The 17,523-nt window shown below is 71.1% G+C and carries 17 protein-coding genes; 14 read left to right on the top strand and 3 right to left on the bottom strand.

The genetic code is table 11. The features are described from left to right. Window positions 1-266: 266 nt before the first annotated feature. Window positions 267-563: a DUF4193 domain-containing protein gene (locus ACFY3J_RS16840; RefSeq protein ID WP_005481602.1), complete on the top strand. Its 297-nt coding sequence runs from the start codon at window positions 267-269 to the stop codon at window positions 561-563. A gap of 13 nt (window positions 564-576) precedes the next feature. Then, complete coding sequence (locus ACFY3J_RS16835; RefSeq protein WP_390841107.1) at window positions 577-1,575, top strand: hypothetical protein; 999 nt, start codon at window positions 577-579, stop codon at window positions 1,573-1,575. 43 nt (window positions 1,576-1,618) lie between these two features. On the opposite strand, the gene ACFY3J_RS16830 is transcribed toward ACFY3J_RS16835, so the two are convergent. Continuing rightward, entirely contained in the window at window positions 1,619-2,095 is a 477-nt protein-coding gene (locus tag ACFY3J_RS16830) for a DUF3093 domain-containing protein (RefSeq protein ID WP_384177385.1), read from the bottom strand. Window positions 2,096-2,152: 57 nt separating this feature from the next. Between ACFY3J_RS16830 and ACFY3J_RS16825 the strand changes: the two genes are divergently transcribed. From ACFY3J_RS16825 to ACFY3J_RS16790, 8 genes are all read left to right on the top strand, one after another. After that, window positions 2,153-2,737 carry a PaaI family thioesterase gene (locus tag ACFY3J_RS16825; RefSeq protein ID WP_390841106.1) on the top strand — a complete coding sequence of 195 codons (585 nt, stop codon included), beginning with the start codon at window positions 2,153-2,155 and terminating at the stop codon, window positions 2,735-2,737. Further along, complete coding sequence (gene dut / locus ACFY3J_RS16820; protein WP_384177381.1) at window positions 2,734-3,285, top strand: dUTP diphosphatase; 552 nt, start codon at window positions 2,734-2,736, stop codon at window positions 3,283-3,285. The genes ACFY3J_RS16825 and dut overlap by 4 nt, the downstream gene beginning before the upstream one ends. A 1-nt stretch (window position 3,286) precedes the next feature. Then, window positions 3,287-4,054, top strand: coding sequence for a DUF3710 domain-containing protein (locus ACFY3J_RS16815; RefSeq protein ID WP_384177379.1), 768 nt, complete (start codon window positions 3,287-3,289; stop codon window positions 4,052-4,054). Between the two features lie 193 nt (window positions 4,055-4,247). After that, entirely contained in the window at window positions 4,248-4,940 is a 693-nt protein-coding gene (locus tag ACFY3J_RS16810; RefSeq protein WP_384177377.1) for an ABC transporter ATP-binding protein, read from the top strand. Between the two features lie 268 nt (window positions 4,941-5,208). Next, window positions 5,209-7,752 (top strand): ATP-binding protein, encoded by a 2,544-nt coding sequence (locus ACFY3J_RS16805; RefSeq protein WP_384177375.1) that lies wholly within the window; start codon window positions 5,209-5,211, stop codon window positions 7,750-7,752. Then, on the top strand, window positions 7,749-8,432 hold the full coding sequence (locus ACFY3J_RS16800; RefSeq protein ID WP_384177373.1) for a response regulator: 684 nt from the start codon (window positions 7,749-7,751) through the stop codon (window positions 8,430-8,432). Before ACFY3J_RS16805 ends, ACFY3J_RS16800 begins: the two co-directional genes overlap by 4 nt. A 41-nt stretch (window positions 8,433-8,473) precedes the next feature. After that, window positions 8,474-8,872: an OB-fold nucleic acid binding domain-containing protein gene (locus tag ACFY3J_RS16795; RefSeq protein WP_141357534.1), complete on the top strand. Its 399-nt coding sequence runs from the start codon at window positions 8,474-8,476 to the stop codon at window positions 8,870-8,872. 3 nt (window positions 8,873-8,875) lie between these two features. Next, window positions 8,876-9,643 carry a DUF3159 domain-containing protein gene (locus ACFY3J_RS16790; protein ID WP_384177371.1) on the top strand — a complete coding sequence of 256 codons (768 nt, stop codon included), beginning with the start codon at window positions 8,876-8,878 and terminating at the stop codon, window positions 9,641-9,643. Between the two features lie 106 nt (window positions 9,644-9,749). Here ACFY3J_RS16790 and ACFY3J_RS16785 read toward each other — a convergent pair whose 3' ends face one another. Together ACFY3J_RS16785 and ACFY3J_RS16780 are read right to left on the bottom strand one after the other, a co-directional pair. Continuing rightward, window positions 9,750-10,418, bottom strand: a complete 669-nt coding sequence (locus tag ACFY3J_RS16785; RefSeq protein WP_141357530.1) for a TrkA family potassium uptake protein — start codon at window positions 10,416-10,418, stop codon at window positions 9,750-9,752. Then, a complete protein-coding gene (locus ACFY3J_RS16780; RefSeq protein ID WP_384177369.1) occupies window positions 10,418-11,089 on the bottom strand; it encodes a potassium channel family protein in 672 nt (223 codons plus the stop codon). Before ACFY3J_RS16780 ends, ACFY3J_RS16785 begins: the two co-directional genes overlap by 1 nt. Window positions 11,090-11,499: 410 nt before the next feature. Here ACFY3J_RS16780 and ACFY3J_RS16775 point away from each other — a divergent pair, with 410 nt between their 5' ends. The 4 genes from ACFY3J_RS16775 to ACFY3J_RS16760 all read left to right on the top strand — a co-directional run bounded on the left by ACFY3J_RS16775 (window position 11,500) and on the right by ACFY3J_RS16760 (window position 17,435). Then, window positions 11,500-13,560, top strand: coding sequence for an APC family permease (locus ACFY3J_RS16775; RefSeq protein WP_384177367.1), 2,061 nt, complete (start codon window positions 11,500-11,502; stop codon window positions 13,558-13,560). 110 nt (window positions 13,561-13,670) lie between these two features. Beyond that, on the top strand, window positions 13,671-15,056 hold the full coding sequence (locus tag ACFY3J_RS16770) for a class I SAM-dependent RNA methyltransferase (RefSeq protein ID WP_384177365.1): 1,386 nt from the start codon (window positions 13,671-13,673) through the stop codon (window positions 15,054-15,056). Between the two features lie 131 nt (window positions 15,057-15,187). Continuing rightward, window positions 15,188-15,658 (top strand): MarR family winged helix-turn-helix transcriptional regulator, encoded by a 471-nt coding sequence (locus ACFY3J_RS16765; protein ID WP_384177363.1) that lies wholly within the window; start codon window positions 15,188-15,190, stop codon window positions 15,656-15,658. A 184-nt stretch (window positions 15,659-15,842) separates the two neighbouring features. After that, on the top strand, window positions 15,843-17,435 hold the full coding sequence (locus ACFY3J_RS16760; protein WP_384177361.1) for an MFS transporter: 1,593 nt from the start codon (window positions 15,843-15,845) through the stop codon (window positions 17,433-17,435). Window positions 17,436-17,523: the final 88 nt, after the last annotated feature.

The raw sequence follows: 17,523 nt of genomic DNA, 5'->3' as shown, positions 1-17,523 counted from the left end.
CCTTGGAAATGCCGGAAAAATCCCGGTTTTCAGGGGGCATGATCACGGGAAGTACACGGTGGGACCGCTTTGGAGCGGGGCATCCGGACCGTGTACGGTCCCGATCGCCATCCAAGCCGATCACTCTTGAGGAGTGCGGTTGGGTGTCGATTGAGTAACAGACCTTGATGTGAGGCAAAATCTCCGCCTCAGGTCGGGCACAAGTCCGGCCTCTCACGCGTTACGTGCGCTGGAGACACCGCATACACCCAGAGGGGGAGAGCGACATGGCAACCGATTACGACACCCCACGCAAGACCGACGACGACGTCGACTCGGACAGCTTGGAAGAGCTGAAGGCCAGGCGGAACGACAAGTCGACCTCCGCCGTGGACGTCGACGAGTTCGAGGCCGCCGAAGGCCTGGAACTGCCCGGCGCGGACCTCTCGAACGAGGAACTGGCCGTCCGGGTGCTGCCCAAGCAGCAGGACGAGTTCACCTGCATGAGCTGCTTCCTGGTGCACCACCGCAGCCAGCTGGCCCGGGAGAAGAACGGTCAGCCGATCTGCCGCGACTGCGACTGAGGCAGGGTCGGCCGTGACTGGCTCGACCCCTCCTTGGAAGCGCCGCACCCCCAGCGGGGGAGCGGACTCGGGGCCGTCCGACGGCTCCCACGGCGCGCGTGACGACGAGCGAGGGCCATCCCGTACATCCGACCCGAACGGATCGGCGGGATCGCCCGTGCTCGCATCGGTCTCCGGGCGCGGTGACCCCGCCGTCCCGGCGGGTGGACCCGCGCCCGTGGCCCGGCGGCAGGCCGCGGCGATCGGGCACCGGGCCCGGAAGGCCGGGAAGGCGGCCGGAGACGGCGCCCGCGTAAGCGGCGGCCACGCCAGGGCGGCCCTCTCGTACGTCACCGACCGCGTCATCGACATGGCCCCTCGGATCCCCGTACGGGACCTCACCGCGCTGCGCCGGCAGTTCCCGGGCCTCGGGCCCGAACAGCTCGCGGACAAGCTGGTGGCGGGTGCGGCGGGCGCCTCATCCACGGTCGGAGCGGGCGTCGGGGCTGCGGCGATGCTGCCGGTACCGCCCGCGATGCCGACCCAGCTGGCCGCGGAGGTCACCGGAGTCGCGGCGATCGAGCTCAAGCTGATCGCGGAACTCCACGAGGTGTACGGGGTACGGCCCCCCGGAAATCTGAAGGCCCGCAGTACCGCGTATCTGACCGTCTGGTCGCACGAGCGCCGGATCGACGTGCGGAATCCGTCGACGATCGACATCGCCCTCGGGGGCAGGATGAGGCACCAGCTGCGCCGGCAGATCATGAAGCGGACGGCGCGGGGCCTGCCCAAGCTGACGCCCTTCATGGTGGGCGCCGCGGCCGGTGCCGTCATGAACCGGCGCGAGACCAGGAGGGTCGCCGCCCGCATCCGCGCCGACCTGCGCAAGATCCAGGTCCCCTGGGACGAACTGCCCCCGCTGCCGCCCCTGGAGAAGCCCGGGCGTCCGCTGCCGCTCCAGGACACCGACCACGGCCTCGGCGGCGTTGAAGGCCCGGACACCACCGGAGGCTCCGGGGAACTCGGGAGCTGACGAGCCCCGCCCAGGAACACCCGTACGGAGCTGCGGCCCCGGGCTACGCGGCCTCGGTCTCCGCGGCCGCCCGCGCCGCGCTCAGCGCCTGGGCCAGCCGCTCCGGCTCCCTCGTCGACAGGTACAGGTAGGGCGTGGGGTCCTCCGGGTCGGTGACCATGACCCGCAGCGCCCCGGGAACGTAGGCGCGCAGCAGCAGGAAGGCGCGGGTGTCGGCCTTGTGGGTGCGCCAGGCGCGCGCCTCCTCCGCGTCCAGCACCTCCGCCTCGCCGAGCGCCGTGACCGGGATCTTCGCCTCGCCCGCGATCAGCAGACCGCCCACGACCCGGATGCGCGGCGAGCCGTAGGAGCTCACCACGACCGCCGCCGCCGCGGTGCCGCCGACCAGGCCGCCCAGCATCGGCAGGGTGCCGAAGGGAAGCAGGATCAGGGCGCAGGAGATGCCCATCAGAAGGCTGATCAGCCACCAGGAACGGGGCGCGGTGAGGCGTTCTTCGTACGGCAGGGCGGAAAGCTGCATGAACCCAGCTTGGCACGGTGTCGGGCGCACGCCGACGCGCGGGTAAGGTCTGCGCCTGTGAATGGTAGTTCCGCAGCTCTTCAGCCCCCGCCCGACGCCGTTGATCCGGTCCGGCACCCCGACGCCCCCGCGCCCGGCGAACTCCTCGGCTCGCACTACGCGGCGTGTTTCGGCTGCGGCGGGGAGCAGCCGCACGGGCTGCACCTCCAGGCACGGGCCGGCGAGGGTGTCCGCATCACCGCCGAGTTCACCGTGCAGCCCGCCCACCAGGGCGCGCCCGGTCTCGCCCACGGCGGGGTCCTCGCGACCGCCCTCGACGAGGCCCTCGGCTCGCTGAACTGGCTGCTGCGGACGATCGCCGTGACCGGGCGGCTGGAGACGGACTACGTGCGCCCGGTGCCGGTCGGCACCACCCTGCACCTGGAGGCCGAGGTCACCGCGGTGGCCGGACGGAAGATCTACTCCAGGGCCACCGGACGCGTCGGCGGCCCCGACGGGCCGGTCGCCGTCCGCGCCGAGGCCCTTTTCGTCGAGGTCAAGGTCGACCACTTCGTCGATCACGGCCGCGAACGGGAGATCCAGGCCGCCATGAACGACCCGGACCAGGTCCGTCGCGTCCGCGCCTTCGAGGTGAACCCGTGAGCCGTGAGCCCCTGAACGTCCTGATCCGGCGTGTCGACGCCGACGTACCGCTTCCGGCGTACGCGCACCCCGGTGACGCGGGTGCCGATCTGCGCACCACCGTGGCGTGCGAACTGGCGCCGGGGGAGCGGGCCGTACTGCCCACGGGTGTGTCTGTCGCGCTCCCGGAGGGGTACGCGGCCTTCGTGCACCCGCGATCCGGACTCGCCGCCCGCTGTGGTGTCGCCCTCGTGAATGCCCCGGGGACGGTTGATGCCGGGTACCGTGGGGAGATCAAGGTGATCGTGGTGAATCTCGACCCGCGCGAGTCCGTGCGGTTCGAGCGCTTCGACCGGATTGCCCAACTGGTCGTCCAGCAGGTCGAGAGGGTCCGCTTCCAGGAGGTGGCGGAGCTTCCCGGCTCGGCGCGGGCCGAGGGGGGCTTCGGGTCCACCGGCGGCCACGCCGCCGTGGACGGCGCGAGCGGCACGAACGGCCGGGCCGCCTTGGGCGGACCGGCGGGTGGGAATCGATACGCTTCGGTCGTATCCGACCGGGAAGGACAGTGACGTGTTCGGACGTCGCAAGAAGAAGGGTGCCGCCGAGGACGCGGCCGGCGAGGCCGAGCAGGTCGTCGACAGCGTCGACACCGAGGCGGACGTAGACGTGGAGGGCGAGCGCGAGCGTGTGAGGCTCGAGCCCGGACCGCGGCCCGACGGGCCCTGGGACGGCTCCGAGGTGCGCGAGCCGGCCGAGGGCCGTGTGGACCTCGGCGGCATGTTCGTGCCCGGCGTCGAGGGCATGGAGCTGCGGGTCGAGGTCGCGGGCGACGCGATCGTCGCGGCGACCGTCGTCCTGCACGACAGCGCCATCCAGTTGCAGGCCTTCGCCGCGCCCAAGCGCGAGGGCATCTGGGGCGAGGTGCGCGAGGAGATCGGCAGCGGCATCACCCAGCAGGGCGGCATCGTCGACGAGGTCGAGGGACCGCTGGGCTGGGAGCTGCGCGCGCAGGTGCCCGTGCAGCTGCCGGACGGCACGGGCGGTTACCAGGTCGTGCGGTTCGTCGGCGTGGACGGTCCCCGTTGGTTCCTGCGCGGGGTGATCTCCGGGCAGGGCGCGGTGCAGCCGCAGGCGGCCGGACTGCTCGAGCAGATCTTCCGGGACACGGTCGTGGTCCGCGGCGAGGGCCCGATGGCGCCCCGCGACCCGATCGTCCTGAAGCTGCCGAACGACGCGCAGATGGTGCCCGAGGGTGTCCAGCAGGACGAGGGCCAGTCCCGCTTCTCCGGCGGGATGGGCCAGCTCCAGCGCGGACCGGAGATCACCGAGGTCCGCTGAGAACGGTCATCGACAGGGCTCAGGGCCGTACCTTCCGGGGTGCGGCCCTCCGTTGTGCGCGGCCTTCTCCGCGGTCCAGACCGGAAACCTTCGCGAACATCCGTCCGTTTGGATGGTGATCGGATGTTGAAGTCACGGGCGCGGCTGGTGATACTGGCGCCCGGTCCACGGGGGACGGGAACGGGGAGGGCGCATGAGCCAGGTGATCACCGAGACCATGGTGCGCGTCGAGGACGTCCACAAGTCCTACGGACAGGGGGCGGCCGCCGTGCACGCCCTGCGCGGAGTCTCCTTCGAGGTGCCGCGGGGCGAACTGGTCGCCCTCAAGGGCCGCTCCGGCTCCGGCAAGACCACGCTGCTCAACATTGTCGGCGGGCTCGACGAGCCGGACCGGGGACGCGTCCACGTCGACGGCCGCGATCTGTCCGAACTCGGCGAGGACGGCCTCCTCGCCCTGCGCCGGGACCACATCGGGTTCGTCTTCCAGTCCTTCGGGCTCATCCCGATCCTCACCGCCGCGGAGAACGTCGGCGTGCCGATGCGGCTGCGCCGCGCCGATCCGCGCGCCCGGGAGGAGCGCGTCGAGCTGCTGCTGTCCCTGGTCGGCCTCGCCGACCACGCCCGGCAGCGGCCCGGTGAGCTCTCCGGCGGCCAGCAGCAGCGCGTGGCCATCGCCCGCGCCCTCGCCAACGAGCCGGCGCTCCTGATAGCCGACGAGCCGACCGGCCAGCTCGACGCGGAGACCGGCCACGCCGTGATGGAGCTGCTGCGCGCGGTCGTCCGCAGCGAGCGGGTCACCGCACTGGTCGCGACCCACGACGCGACCCTCCTCGACCTCGCCGACCGGGTTCTGGAGCTGCGCGACGGCAAGATCGTCGAATCGTGACGCCCTGGCGCCGCATCGCGGTCGCGTCGTGACGCTGTGATGCCGTGGCGTCGTGATGCCGTGACGTCGTGATGCCGTGATGCCGTGACGCTGAGGCGCCGTGACGCTGTGGCGCCGTCACGTCGTGAGCCGTGACGGCGTGCACGTCAGGGTTGCGTCAAAGACGGCCATCCGCCCCCGCGCGACCCCTTATGTCGTGAATATCGGCCGTAAGGTCGACGCGGCACACACACGGCAGGCACAGCCGTGACGGGAAGACAATGGGGCCATGGGACGCGGCAAGCTACGGATCTACCTCGGTGCGGCACCGGGCGTCGGCAAGACGTACGCCATGCTGTCCGAGGCACACCGCCGGGTGGAGAGGGGCACCGACTGCGTCGTGGCGTTCGTCGAGCACCACGACCGGCTGCGCACCGAGGTGATGCTGCACGGCCTGGAACAGGTCCCCCGCAAGGAACTGGAGTACCGCGGGACCACCTTCACCGAGATGGACGTCGACGCCGCGCTGCACCGCGCCCCTGCCGTCGCCCTGGTGGACGAACTCGCCCACACCAACATCCCCGGCTCCCGCAACGCCAAGCGCTGGCAGGACGTGGAGGAACTGCTCGCGGCCGGTGTCGACGTCATCTCCACGGTCAACATCCAGCACCTGGAGTCCCTCGGCGACGTCGTCGAGTCGATCACGGGCGTCCGGCAGCGCGAGACCGTCCCGGACGAGGTGGTGCGGCGGGCCGACCAGATCGAGCTGGTCGACATGTCGCCGGAGGCCCTGCGCCGCCGGATGGCGCACGGCAACATCTACAAATCGGACAAGGTCGACGCCGCCCTGTCCAACTACTTCCGGCCCGGCAACCTCACCGCGCTGCGCGAACTGGCCCTGCTGTGGGTGGCCGACCGGGTCGACGAATACCTCCAGCGCTACCGCAGCGAGCACCAGGTCTCCAAGATCTGGGGCTCGCGCGAGCGGATCGTGGTCGGCCTGACCGGCGGCCCCGAGGGGCGCACGCTGATCCGCCGGGCGGCCCGGCTGGCCGAGAAGGGCGCCGGAGGGGAGGTCATGGCCGTCTACATCGCCCGCAGCGACGGACTGACCTCCGCCTCCCCGAAGGAACTGACCGTCCAGCGCACCCTCGTGGAGGACCTGGGCGGCACCTTCCACCACGTCGTCGGCGACGACATACCGGCCGCGCTGCTCGACTTCGCCCGCGGGGTCAACGCCACCCAGATCGTGCTGGGCTCCTCGCGCCGCAAGACCTGGCAGTACGTCTTCGGACCGGGCGTGGGCGCCACGGTGGCCCGCGAGTCGGGCCCCGACCTCGACGTGCACATCGTCACCCACGGACAGGTCGCCAAGGGGCGGGGGCTGCCGGTGGCCCGCGGCGCCCGGCTCGGCCGCGCCCGGATCGTCTGGGGCTGGACGGTCGCGGTCGCCGGACCGGTGGCCCTCGCGCTGCTGCTGAACACCGGGGACATCGGCCTGGCCAACGACATGCTGCTGTTCCTCGCCCTGACGGTGGCCGCGGCCCTGCTGGGCGGGCTGCTGCCGGCGCTCGCCTCGGCAGCCGTCGGATCGTTTCTGCTGAACTACTACTACACCCCGCCCCTGCACCGGCTGACCATCGCCGACCCCAAGAACATCGTCGCCATAGCGATCTTCGTCGGGGTCGCCGTGTCCGTGGCCTCCGTGGTGGACCTCGCGGCCCGCCGCACCCACCAGGCCGCCCGGCTGCGCGCCGAGGCGGAGATACTGTCGTTCCTCGCGGGCAGCGTGCTGCGCGGCGAGACCAGCCTGGAAGCGCTCCTGGAGCGGGTCCGCGAGACCTTCGGCATGGAGTCGGTGGCGCTGCTCGAACGGCAGAGCGACGTGGACCCCTGGACCTGCGCCGGCCGCGTGGGCACGGGCGGACCGCTCCAGCGCCCGGAGGACGCCGACGTGGACATGCCCGTCGGCGACCACATGGCGCTCGCGCTGACCGGACGGGTGCTGCCCGCCTCCGACCGCCGGGTGCTGGCCGCCTTCGCAGCCCAGGCCGCCGTCGTCCTGGAGCGCCGGCGCCTCCAGGAGGAGGCCGACCAGGCCCGTGCCCTCGCGGAGGGCAACCGCATCCGCACCGCGCTGCTCGCCGCCGTCAGCCATGATCTGCGCACGCCGCTCGCCGGGATCAAGGCGGCCGTCTCCTCGCTCAGGTCCGAGGACGTCGAGTGGTCCGAGGAGGACCGCGCGGAACTGCTCCAGGGCATCGAGGAGGGCGCCGACCGGCTCGACCACCTCGTGGGCAACCTGCTGGACATGTCCCGCCTCCAGACCGGCACGGTCACCCCGCTGATCCGCGAGATCGACCTCGACGAGGTGGTGCCGATGGCGCTGGGCGGGGTGCCCGAGGACAGCGTGCACCTGGACATCCCGGAGTCCCTGCCGATGGTCGCCGTCGACCCCGGGCTGCTGGAGCGCGCGGTCGCCAACCTGGTGGAGAACGCCGTGAAGTACAGTCCGCCGGACGAGCCGGTGCTGGTCTCCGCCAGTGCCATGGCCGAACGGGTCGAGGTCCGGGTCGTCGACCGCGGACCGGGCGTCCCGGACGAGGCCAAGGACCGTATCTTCGAGCCGTTCCAGCGGCACGGCGACGCCCCGCGCGGAGCCGGCGTCGGCCTCGGCCTCGCCGTGGCGCGCGGCTTCGCCGAGGCCATGAACGGCACGCTCAACGCCGAGGACACGCCCGGCGGCGGTCTGACGATGGTCCTCACCCTGCGGGCCGCGAAGAGCCTTCGCGTCCCCGCACGACTCGCCGAACCAGAAAGGCAAACCACATGACGCGGGTGCTGGTGGTCGACGACGAGCCGCAGATCGTGCGCGCCCTCGTGATCAACCTCAAGGCACGCAAGTACGAGGTCGACGCCGCCTCCGACGGCCGGACCGCCCTCGACCTCGCCGCCTCCCGCCACCCCGACGTGGTCGTCCTCGACCTCGGCCTGCCCGACATGGACGGCGTCGAGGTGATCAGGGGCCTGCGCGGCTGGACCCGGGTGCCGATCCTGGTGCTGTCCGCCCGCCACTCCTCCGACGAGAAGGTCCAGGCGCTGGACGCGGGCGCCGACGACTACGTCACCAAGCCCTTCGGCATGGACGAGCTGCTGGCCCGGCTGCGCGCCGCCGTCCGCCGCGCCGAGCCCGTCGGGAACGGCGAGGACGGCGTGCTGGTGGAGACCGAGGACTTCACCGTCGACCTGGCCGCGAAGAAGGTCAACCGGGCCGGCAAGGACGTACGGCTCACCCCGACCGAATGGCATCTGCTGGAGGTGCTGGTGCGCAACACCGGCCGGCTCGTCAGCCAGAAGCAGCTCCTCCAGGAGGTGTGGGGGCCGTCGTACGGCACGGAGACGAACTATCTGCGCGTGTACATGGCACAGCTGCGCAGGAAACTGGAGGCCGACCCCTCGCACCCCAAGCACTTCGTCACGGAGCCGGGGATGGGCTACCGCTTCGAGAAGTGAGCGGTTACGTCGCCCTCGGGGCGCCCCGGTACGCTTCAGACATGAGTGCTGTTCCTCGTTCCGAAAAGCCGGCGGGCCGGTTCCGGCGCATGCTCGACCGGCTCTCCTCGTCGCAGGAGGACCTGGAGTCCGAGGAACTGCGAGAGGACGCCGAGACCGCGGGCTGTACGCGGATCGGCGACTGCACCGACCGGCAGATCGTCACGGTTACTGGTACCTTGCGCACGGTCACCCTGCGTCCACGTGCCGGAGTCCCGGCCCTGGAGGCCGAGTTGTTCGACGGTACGGCCGCCCTGGACGTGGTGTGGCTCGGCAGGCGCTCCATCGTCGGTATAGAACCGGGGCGCAGGCTGATCGCATCGGGCCGGATCTCGATGAGCCGGGGCCGCCGGGTGCTGTTCAACCCCAAGTACGAACTGCGACCCCTCGGACGGGAGTAGCCGGTGACGTCATTCGACAAGCCGACCCAGGACACGACTGCCGAAGACGATGCCCGGGCGGTGACGGAGGCCGCGCTGTTCGAGGCGTTCGGCGGGGTGCGGGGCATGGTCGAGACGGTGCTGCCCGGCCTGCTCTTCGTCACCATCTTCACGATCAACAAGGACCTGCACTGGTCGGCGATCGCCGCGCTGGCCGTGTCGCTGCTGCTGGTCGTGGTCCGGCTGGCGATGCGGGACACCGTCAAGCACGCCTTCAGCGGAGTCTTCGGCGTCGCCTTCGGTGTCGTCTTCGCGATGATGACCGGCAACGCCAAGGACTTCTACCTGCCCGGCATGCTCTACACGCTGGGCCTGGCCGTGGCGTACATCGTGACCACGCTGGCCGGGGTCCCGCTGATCGGCCTGATGCTCGGACCGGTCTTCAAGGAGAACCTCTCCTGGCGCACCCGCAACCCGGGCCGCAAGAAGGCCTACGCCAAGGCGAGCTGGGCCTGGGGCCTGATCCTGCTCGCCAAGTGCGCGATCCTCTTCCCGCTGTACTGGTGGGCCGACACCACGAAGTTCGGCTGGGTCCTGATCACGCTCAAGATCCCGCCGTTCCTGCTGGCGGTCTGGCTGACCTGGGTCTTCCTCGCGAAGGCGCCCGCGCCCATCGACGTGTTCGCGGAGATGGAGGCGGAGGAGAAGGCCGAGGAGGAGCGCAAGGCGGCCCTGGCGCAGGAGGAGCCCGGCGAGGCACCGGCCGCCGGCCGTCACCGCCGCCAGAGCTGAGCATCGCCCGTACGAACGGCGAGGGGCGCCCGGATCTCCGGGCGCCCCTCGCCGTATGCGGGCGTCGGTGTTCGTACCGGGCGCCCCTCGCCGTTCGTACCGGGTGTCAGCGTTCCCGGCGGACCGACAGCAGGTCCTCCAGCTGCTCCTCACGGGCCTGAGCGGCCACGAACAGCAGCTCGTCACCCGGCTCCAGGGAGTCCTCCCGGGACGGCGTGAGCACCCGGGTGCCGCGGATGATGGTGACCAGCGAGGTGTCCTCGGGCCACTCGACGTCCCCGACCTGGGTGCCGGCCAGCGCCGACTCCTCCGGCAGGGTCAGCTCCACGAGGTTGGCGTCGCCGTGGCTGAAGCGCAGCAGCCGGACCAGGTCGCCGACGCTCACCGCCTCCTCGACCAGCGCGGACATCAGACGCGGGGTGGACACCGCCACGTCCACGCCCCAGGACTCGTTGAACAGCCACTCGTTCTTCGGGTTGTTCACGCGGGCCACCACCCGCGGCACGCCGTACTCCGTCCTCGCCAGCAGGGAGACGACCAGGTTCACCTTGTCGTCGCCCGTCGCGGCGATCACCACGTTGCAGCGCTGAAGCGCCGCCTCGTCCAGTGAGGTGATCTCGCAGGCGTCGGCCAGCAGCCACTCGGCCTGCGGCACGCGCTCGACCGAGATGGCGGTCGGCGCCTTGTCGATGAGAAGGACCTCGTGGCCGTTCTCCAGCAGCTCGCCCGCGATCGAGCGACCGACCGCGCCGGCACCGGCAATGGCGACCCTCATCAGTGACCGCTCTCCTCTTCCGGGCCCTCGGCGAACGCCGCCTCGACCTTCTCCACGTCGTCCGTCCGCATCATCACGTGCACCAGGTCGCCCTCCTGGAGCACCGTCTGCGAGCTCGGCAGGATCGCCTCGCCGAGGCGGGTCAGGAACGCCACCCGGACGCCCGTCTCCTCCTGGAGTCTGCTGATCTTGTGGCCCACCCACTTCGGGGAGGCGTGCACCTCGGCGAGCTGGACGCCGCCGGTGGGGTCGCGCCACAGCGGCTCGGCGCCCGAGGGCAGCAGCCGGCGGAGCATCTGGTCGGCCGTCCAGCGGACCGTGGCCACGGTCGGGATGCCCAGGCGCTGGTACACCTCGGCGCGGCGGGGGTCGTAGATACGGGCCGCGACGTTCTGCACGCCGAACATCTCGCGGGCCACCCGCGCGGAGATGATGTTCGAGTTGTCGCCGCTGGAGACGGCCGCGAAGGCACCGGCCTCCTCGATGCCCGCCTCGCGCAGGGTGTCCTGGTCGAAGCCGATCCCGGTGACCCGGCGGCCACCGAACCCGGGGCCCAGCCGGCGGAAGGCGGTGGGGTCCTGGTCGATCACGGCGACCGTGTGCCCCTGTTGCTCCAGGGCCTGGGCGAGAGCGGAGCCCACTCTCCCGCAGCCCATGATGACGATGTGCACGACCGTCCTTCCGATGTCAATAGCGACTGCTCAGTCCCATCAGGGTCTCAGACAGAGGGACAAGCTACACATGCCCGGTTCGGGGCGGGCACCCCCCTACCGCATCCTTAACGCCTCCGTCGTGGGCGGCGTCTCACTCGGCCTCGAAGGGCCGGCGCCGAGTGATGCTGCGCACGCTGCGCAGGGTCAGGAATCCGAGGCCGAGCAACGCGGCGGCGGCACCGATCAGCTCCGCGGTCGAGGACATGGGGCCTCCGGGGGGTCGGCGGGGAGCGGGGTCCAGACATCTAGGCACGGCGCTCGCCCCGCCTGCGGAATCCGCAGGACCTTCGTGACCGGAATTCACTCGTGAGGCAGATCCGGGACGGCAGGTGCACGACCCGGGGGGCAAAGGCCTACGATCCTCTGTTGTGTCCAAACTGACCGACGTGCCCAAACGTATTCTGATCGGGCGCGCACTGCGCAGTGACCGGCTGAGCGAAACGCTCCTGCCGAAGCGCATCGCCCTACCCGTCTTCGCCTCCGACTCGCTGTCCTCCGTGGCGTACGCGCCCGGCGAGGTCCTGCTGGTCCTGTCCGTCGCGGGCGTGTCGGCGTACCACTTCAGCCCCTGGATAGCGGTCGCGGTGGCCGTGCTGATGCTGACCGTGGTCGCCTCCTACCGGCAGAACGTGCACGCCTACCCGAGCGGCGGCGGCGACTACGAGGTGGCGACCACCAACCTCGGCTCCAAGGCGGGCCTGACCGTCGCCAGCGCGCTGCTGGTCGACTACGTCCTGACCGTCGCCGTCTCCATCTCCTCCGGCATCGAGAACCTCGGCTCCGCCGTCCCCTTCGTCGTGCAGCACAAGGTGCTGTGCGCGGTCGCCGTGATCGTGCTGCTGACGCTGATGAACCTGCGCGGGGTGAAGGAGTCGGGCACGCTCTTCGCCATCCCCACGTACGTGTTCGTCTCCGGCGTCTTCATCATGATCGTGTGGGGCGCCGTCCGCGGGCTCGTCCTCGGTGACACCATGCGGGCGCCGACCGCCGACTTCCAGATCAAGGCCGAGCACCAGGGACTGGCCGGATTCGCCCTCGTCTTCCTGCTGCTGCGGGCCTTCTCCTCCGGCTGCGCCGCGCTCACCGGCGTCGAGGCGATCTCCAACGGCGTCCCCGCCTTCCGCAAGCCGAAGTCCAGGAACGCGGCGAGCACGCTGGCGATGATCGGCCTGCTGGCCGTGACGATGTTCTGCGGCATCATCACGCTGGCCATGACGACCGGCGTCCGCATGTCCGACAACCCGGCCGCCAACCTCCTGCGGGGCGGCGTCCCGGTCGGCCCGGACTATGTGCAGAACCCGGTGATCTCCCAGGTCGCCGAGGCCGTCTTCGGCAAGGGCAGCTTCCTGTTCCTCGTCCTGGCCGCGGCGACGGCGCTGGTCCTCTTCCTGGCCGCCAACACCGCCTACAACGGCTTCCCGGTGCTCGGCTCGATCCTCGCCCAGGACCGCTTCCTGCCCCGCCAGCTGCACACCCGCGGCGACCGGCTCGCCTTCTCCAACGGCATCGTGCTGCTCGCGGGCGCCGCCGCCCTGCTGACCGTCGTCTACGGCGCCGACTCCACCCGGCTGATCCAGCTCTACATCGTCGGCGTGTTCGTGTCCTTCACCCTCAGCCAGGTCGGCATGGTCAAGCACTGGAACCGCCACCTGGCCACCGAGCGGGACCCGGCCAAGCGCCGCCACATGATCCGCTCCCGCGCCATCAACACCTTCGGGGCCTTCCTCACCAGCACGGTGCTGGTCGTCGTCCTCGTCACCAAGTTCACCCACGGCGCCTGGGTGGCCCTGCTCGGCATGTGCATCTTCTTCGCGACGATGACCGCGATCCGCAAGCACTACGACCGGGTCGCCGAGGAACTCACGGCCCCCGAGGGCCCGGGCGACGACACCGTCCGGCCCTCCCGCGTCCACTCCGTGGTCCTCATCTCCAAGATCCACCGTCCCACCCTGCGCGCCCTGGCCTACGCCAAGCTGATGCGCTCGGACACCCTGGAGGGGCTCACCGTCAACGTGGACCCGGCCGAGACCCGGGCGCTGCGCGAGGAGTGGGAGCGGCGCGGCATCGACGTACCCCTGAAGGTGCTCGACTCGCCCTACCGCGAGGTCACCCGCCCGGTCATCGAGTACGTGAAGAGCCTGCGCAAGGAGTCCCCGCGCGACGCCGTCTCGGTGATCATCCCCGAGTACGTCGTCGGTCACTGGTACGAGCACCTGCTGCACAACCAGAGCGCGCTGCGCCTGAAGGGCCGGCTGCTGTTCACGCCGGGCGTGATGGTCACCTCGGTGCCCTACCAGCTGGCCTCCTCCGAGGCGGCCAAGCAGCGGGCCCGCAGGCGCCAGGACTGGAACGCGCCCGGCGCGGTGCGGCGTGGCCCGGCCCAGGAGCGCCCGAAGGAGCCGAAGGAGTCGCCGGCCGCGAAGGGCTGACCGGCTTCTGCTCGGCCCCGCACCTGATGGTGAACGGCCGGACGGCACCCACGTAGACTGGTGGGCTGTTGTCCGGCCGTACGCCTTTCCCGATCTGGAGTCACCCCACCATGCAGGCAGAACCGAAGAACTCGCAGGTGGGACCGGAGCCGGGCGGCTCGGGGGCGGACCGGGAGCCTGGCGGCTCGCTGGTGGGGCATGAGTACGAGGTCGAGATCGGCCCCGTCGCCCACGGCGGCCACTGCATCGCCCGTACCGCCGAGGGTCAGGTGCTGTTCGTACGGCACGCGCTGCCCGGCGAACGGGTCGTGGCCCGGGTGACCGAGGGCGAGGAGGGCGCACGCTTCCTGCGCGCGGACGCGGTACGGATCATCGACGCCTCCAAGGACCGCGTCGAGGCCCCCTGCCCCTACGCCGGACCCGGCCGTTGCGGCGGCTGCGACTGGCAGCACGCCAAGCCGGGAGCCCAGCGCCGGCTCAAGGGCGAGGTGATCGCCGAGCAGCTGAAGCGGCTCGCGGGCCTCACGCCCGAGGAGGCCGGCTGGGACGGCACGGTCATGCCCGCCGAGGGCGACAAGCTGCCCGCGGGCGAGGTCCCGCAGTGGCGCACCCGCGTGCAGTACGCGGTCGACCCCGCCACGGGGAAGGCCGGCCTGCGCCGCCACCGCTCCCACGAGGTCGAGCCGATCGACCACTGCATGATCGCGGCTCCCGGAGTGAGCGAACTGGGCGTCGAGCGGCGCGACTGGACCGGCATGGAGTCCGTCGAGGCCATCGCGGCCACGGGCTCCCAGGACCGCCAGGTGATCCTGACCCCCCGCCCGGGCGGCCGCCTGCCGCTGGTGGAACTGGACAAGCCGGTCTCCGTCCTCCGGGTCGACGAGAAGACCGGCGGCGTCCACCGCGTGCACGGCCGCCCGTTCGTCCGCGAACGCGCCGACGGCCGCACCCACCGCGTGGGCGGGGGCGGCTTCTGGCAGGTGCACCCGAAGGCGGCGGACACCCTGGTCACGGCGGTCATGCAGGGCCTCCTGCCCCGCAGGGGCGACATGGCCCTCGACCTGTACTGCGGCGTCGGCCTCTTCGCCGGCGCCCTGGCCGACCGCGTCGGCGACAAGGGAGCGGTGCTCGGCATCGAGTCCGGCAAGCGCGCGGTGGAGGACGCCCGGCACAACCTCGCCGACTTCCCCCGTGTCCGCGTCGAACAGGGCAAGGTCGAGTCCGTCCTCCCGCGCACCGGCATCACCGAGGTCGACCTGATCGTCCTCGACCCGCCCCGCGCGGGCGCCGGCCGCACCACGGTCGCCCACCTCACCTCCCTCGCCGCGCGCCGCATCGCCTACGTGGCCTGCGACCCGGCCGCCCTGGCCCGAGACCTGGCGTACTTCCGCGAGGGCGGCTACCGGGTGCGGACACTGCGGGCGTTCGACCTGTTTCCGATGACGCATCATGTGGAGTGCGTGGCGATTCTGGAGCCGGCGGCTAAGGGCTCCTGACCTGCTGCTTTCCGGGGTGAGGGCGGTTGACGGCAGTCGAGTCGACCTGTTGCCGGCAGTGCACGACGTGAACCGCATGGGACGGGTTCTGTATGTTGACATAGGTATCTCGGTATACCTATAGTCGACTGGTGCCCGACTCCAGCCCCTCCGGCCCGCAGAACGACCACGTGGCCTCCGTGCTCGTGGCGGTTCTGCCTACGCTGAACAGGGTGCTCGAGCGGCGGGTGGTCCAGGACTTCCCGCATCCGACGTTGCCGGAGGGGCAGCTCATCCTGCTGCGGCTTGTCGAGGAGCGTGCGGGCATCACGGTCCGTGACGCGGCGGACGCCCTGCTGATGAAGCCGAACAACGTCAGCGCCCTCGTCTCCCAGCTCACCGAACTGGGGCTGATGGAGCGCAGGCGGGACGCCGTCGACAAGCGGGTCGCTCATCTGCATCCCACGGCCCTGGCCGCGGAGCGGCTCGCCGAAGCGCGGGTGCTGAAGGAAGCCCACGTGGCGCGCCTGCTGGAGACCCTCACCGACGGGGAGCAGGACGCCCTCGGCTCGGCCTGCGGCGCGCTGCTGGCGCTGACCCGGCGCTCCTGCTCCGCCGACTGACCTTCCGGCACCGGTTCACGGGCGAGAACGCCCAGTCGCGTGCGCAGTCCGCACCCCGACCTCGCCGTTCTCCCGTCGCGATTCCCACCTCGGTGGCCGAACGCCGCCGTACTCCCGCCTGTGCCGATGACTCTGATCCATTTCATCGACTTGTCGACATTCTCATCACAGACAAGGCACCTGCATGCCCTCCACATCCGTGGACCACTCAACCCTGCACGCTCCGTCGCCTCTGGGCACCGAGCGGGGCCCGCGCTCCAATCCGTGGCTGACGCTGATCGCCGTCGCGATCGGACTCTTCATGGTCAACCTCGACGGATCCGTGGTCTCGATCGCGAACCCGGAGATCGGCCGGGACCTGCACGCGTCCACCGCCGACCTCCAGTGGGTCACGAACTCGTACCTCATCGCCATGGCCGCCGCCCTGATCCTGGGCGGCAAGCTGGGTGACCGGTTCGGGCGGCGCACGTACTACATGGCCGGAGTCGCGGGCTTCGTCGTGACCTCCGTCATGATCGGCCTGATCGGCTCCGTCGAGGGCGTGATCGCCTTCCGCGCGCTGCAGGGACTCTGCGCCGCGCTGCTGATCCCCAACACGCTCGGCCTGCTGCGTGCGGTTTTCCCGCCGCAGAAGTTCGGGACGGCGGTGGGCCTGTGGGCCATGGTGGCCTCCTGCTCGACCGCGCTCGGACCGATCGTCGGCGGCCTGCTGGTCGAGCACGTCAACTGGGAGTCCGTGTTCTACATCAACGCGCCCATCGGTGTCGCGACCCTGGTCTTCAGCGCGTTCGTGCTGCCGGAGAGCAAGGACTCCACCGGCCGCCACCGCTTCGACATCCCCGGCGTGATCACGCTGGCGCTCGGTCTGGTGGCGGTGGTCTTCGGCGTGATCAAGGGCGAGACCTGGGGCTGGACCTCGGGAGGAACGCTGGGATCCCTCGCCGCCGGACTCGTCCTGCTGGTGGTCTTCGGCTGGTACGAGACCCGTGTCCGGCACCCGCTGCTGCCCATGCGGCTGTTCCGCAGCCCGGCGCTGACCATCGGCACCCTCGTCACCGCGATCAACTTCTTCGTGCTGCTCGGTGTCATCTTCTTCCTGATGCTGTACCTGCAGAACGTCCAGGGCCTGTCCCCGGTCGAGGTGGGCGTGCGCACCCTGCCGCTGAGTCTCGCCTCCGTGATCGCGGCACCGCTGGGCGCGGCGCTGACCGAGAGGTTCGGTGCGCGTCTGTCCATGCCGCTGGGCATGCTGCTGGAGGCGGTGGCGTCCCTGTGGATGCTGACCTGGGACGCGCACTCCTCGTACGCGGCCATGTGGCCGCCGTTCGTGCTGCTCGGTCTGGGTGTGGGCATGGTCATGTCGGCGTCCTCGGACGCGATCGTCGGCAACGCACCCGTCAGGGACGGCGGTGTGGCGAGCGGCCTGCAGTCCACCGCACTGCAGATCGGCGGCGCCCTCGGCACGTCCGTACTGATCTCGCTGATCAGCAGCCGCGTGGGCTCGACGCTTGTCGGCGAGCTGACCGGCGCCGGGGTGCAGGCCAACGCGGCACATGGCTTCGAGGAGGCGAAGGACGCCGTGGCGATGGGCGTGGCGCCCGTCGCGGACGGCATGCCCGCGCAGCTGAGGGCCGCCGTCGTCGAGGGCAGCGGCCACGCCTTCATGAACGGTGTGCACGCCGCCGTTGTCGTCACAGCCGTCCTGTGCGTCGTGGGTGCCCTGCTCGCCGCCGTTGGCCTGCGCCGCGACGCCAACTCGCCCGCCGCCGACGGCTGAAGGCGGGTCGGGCGGAGAGGTGCGCCCAGGCCGGGCGCACGGCCCCGTCCGCCGCACACCGGGGAGCGGCGGACGGGGCCGTGCACGT

The sequence above is a fragment of the Streptomyces sp. NPDC001231 genome (assembly GCF_042896885.1).
Classification (GTDB): Bacteria; Actinomycetota; Actinomycetes; order Streptomycetales; family Streptomycetaceae; genus Streptomyces.
The sequence above is the reverse complement of the archived record's forward strand: the minus strand, read 5'-3'. Positions and strand labels throughout refer to the sequence as shown.

Excerpts from the sequence above, each read along its gene's own strand:
- ACFY3J_RS16840 (WP_005481602.1), top strand. The coding sequence starts at position 267 with ATGGCAACCGATTACGACACCCCACGCAAGACCGACGACGACGTCGAC.
- ACFY3J_RS16830 (WP_384177385.1), bottom strand. The coding sequence starts at position 2,095 with ATGCAGCTTTCCGCCCTGCCGTACGAAGAACGCCTCACCGCGCCCCGT.
- ACFY3J_RS16810 (WP_384177377.1), top strand. The coding sequence starts at position 4,248 with ATGAGCCAGGTGATCACCGAGACCATGGTGCGCGTCGAGGACGTCCAC.
- ACFY3J_RS16805 (WP_384177375.1), top strand. The coding sequence starts at position 5,209 with ATGGGACGCGGCAAGCTACGGATCTACCTCGGTGCGGCACCGGGCGTC.
- ACFY3J_RS16800 (WP_384177373.1), top strand. The coding sequence starts at position 7,749 with ATGACGCGGGTGCTGGTGGTCGACGACGAGCCGCAGATCGTGCGCGCC.
- ACFY3J_RS16795 (WP_141357534.1), top strand. The coding sequence starts at position 8,474 with ATGAGTGCTGTTCCTCGTTCCGAAAAGCCGGCGGGCCGGTTCCGGCGC.
- ACFY3J_RS16785 (WP_141357530.1), bottom strand. The coding sequence starts at position 10,418 with ATGAGGGTCGCCATTGCCGGTGCCGGCGCGGTCGGTCGCTCGATCGCG.
- ACFY3J_RS16770 (WP_384177365.1), top strand. The coding sequence starts at position 13,671 with ATGCAGGCAGAACCGAAGAACTCGCAGGTGGGACCGGAGCCGGGCGGC.
- ACFY3J_RS16760 (WP_384177361.1), top strand. The coding sequence starts at position 15,843 with ATGCCCTCCACATCCGTGGACCACTCAACCCTGCACGCTCCGTCGCCT.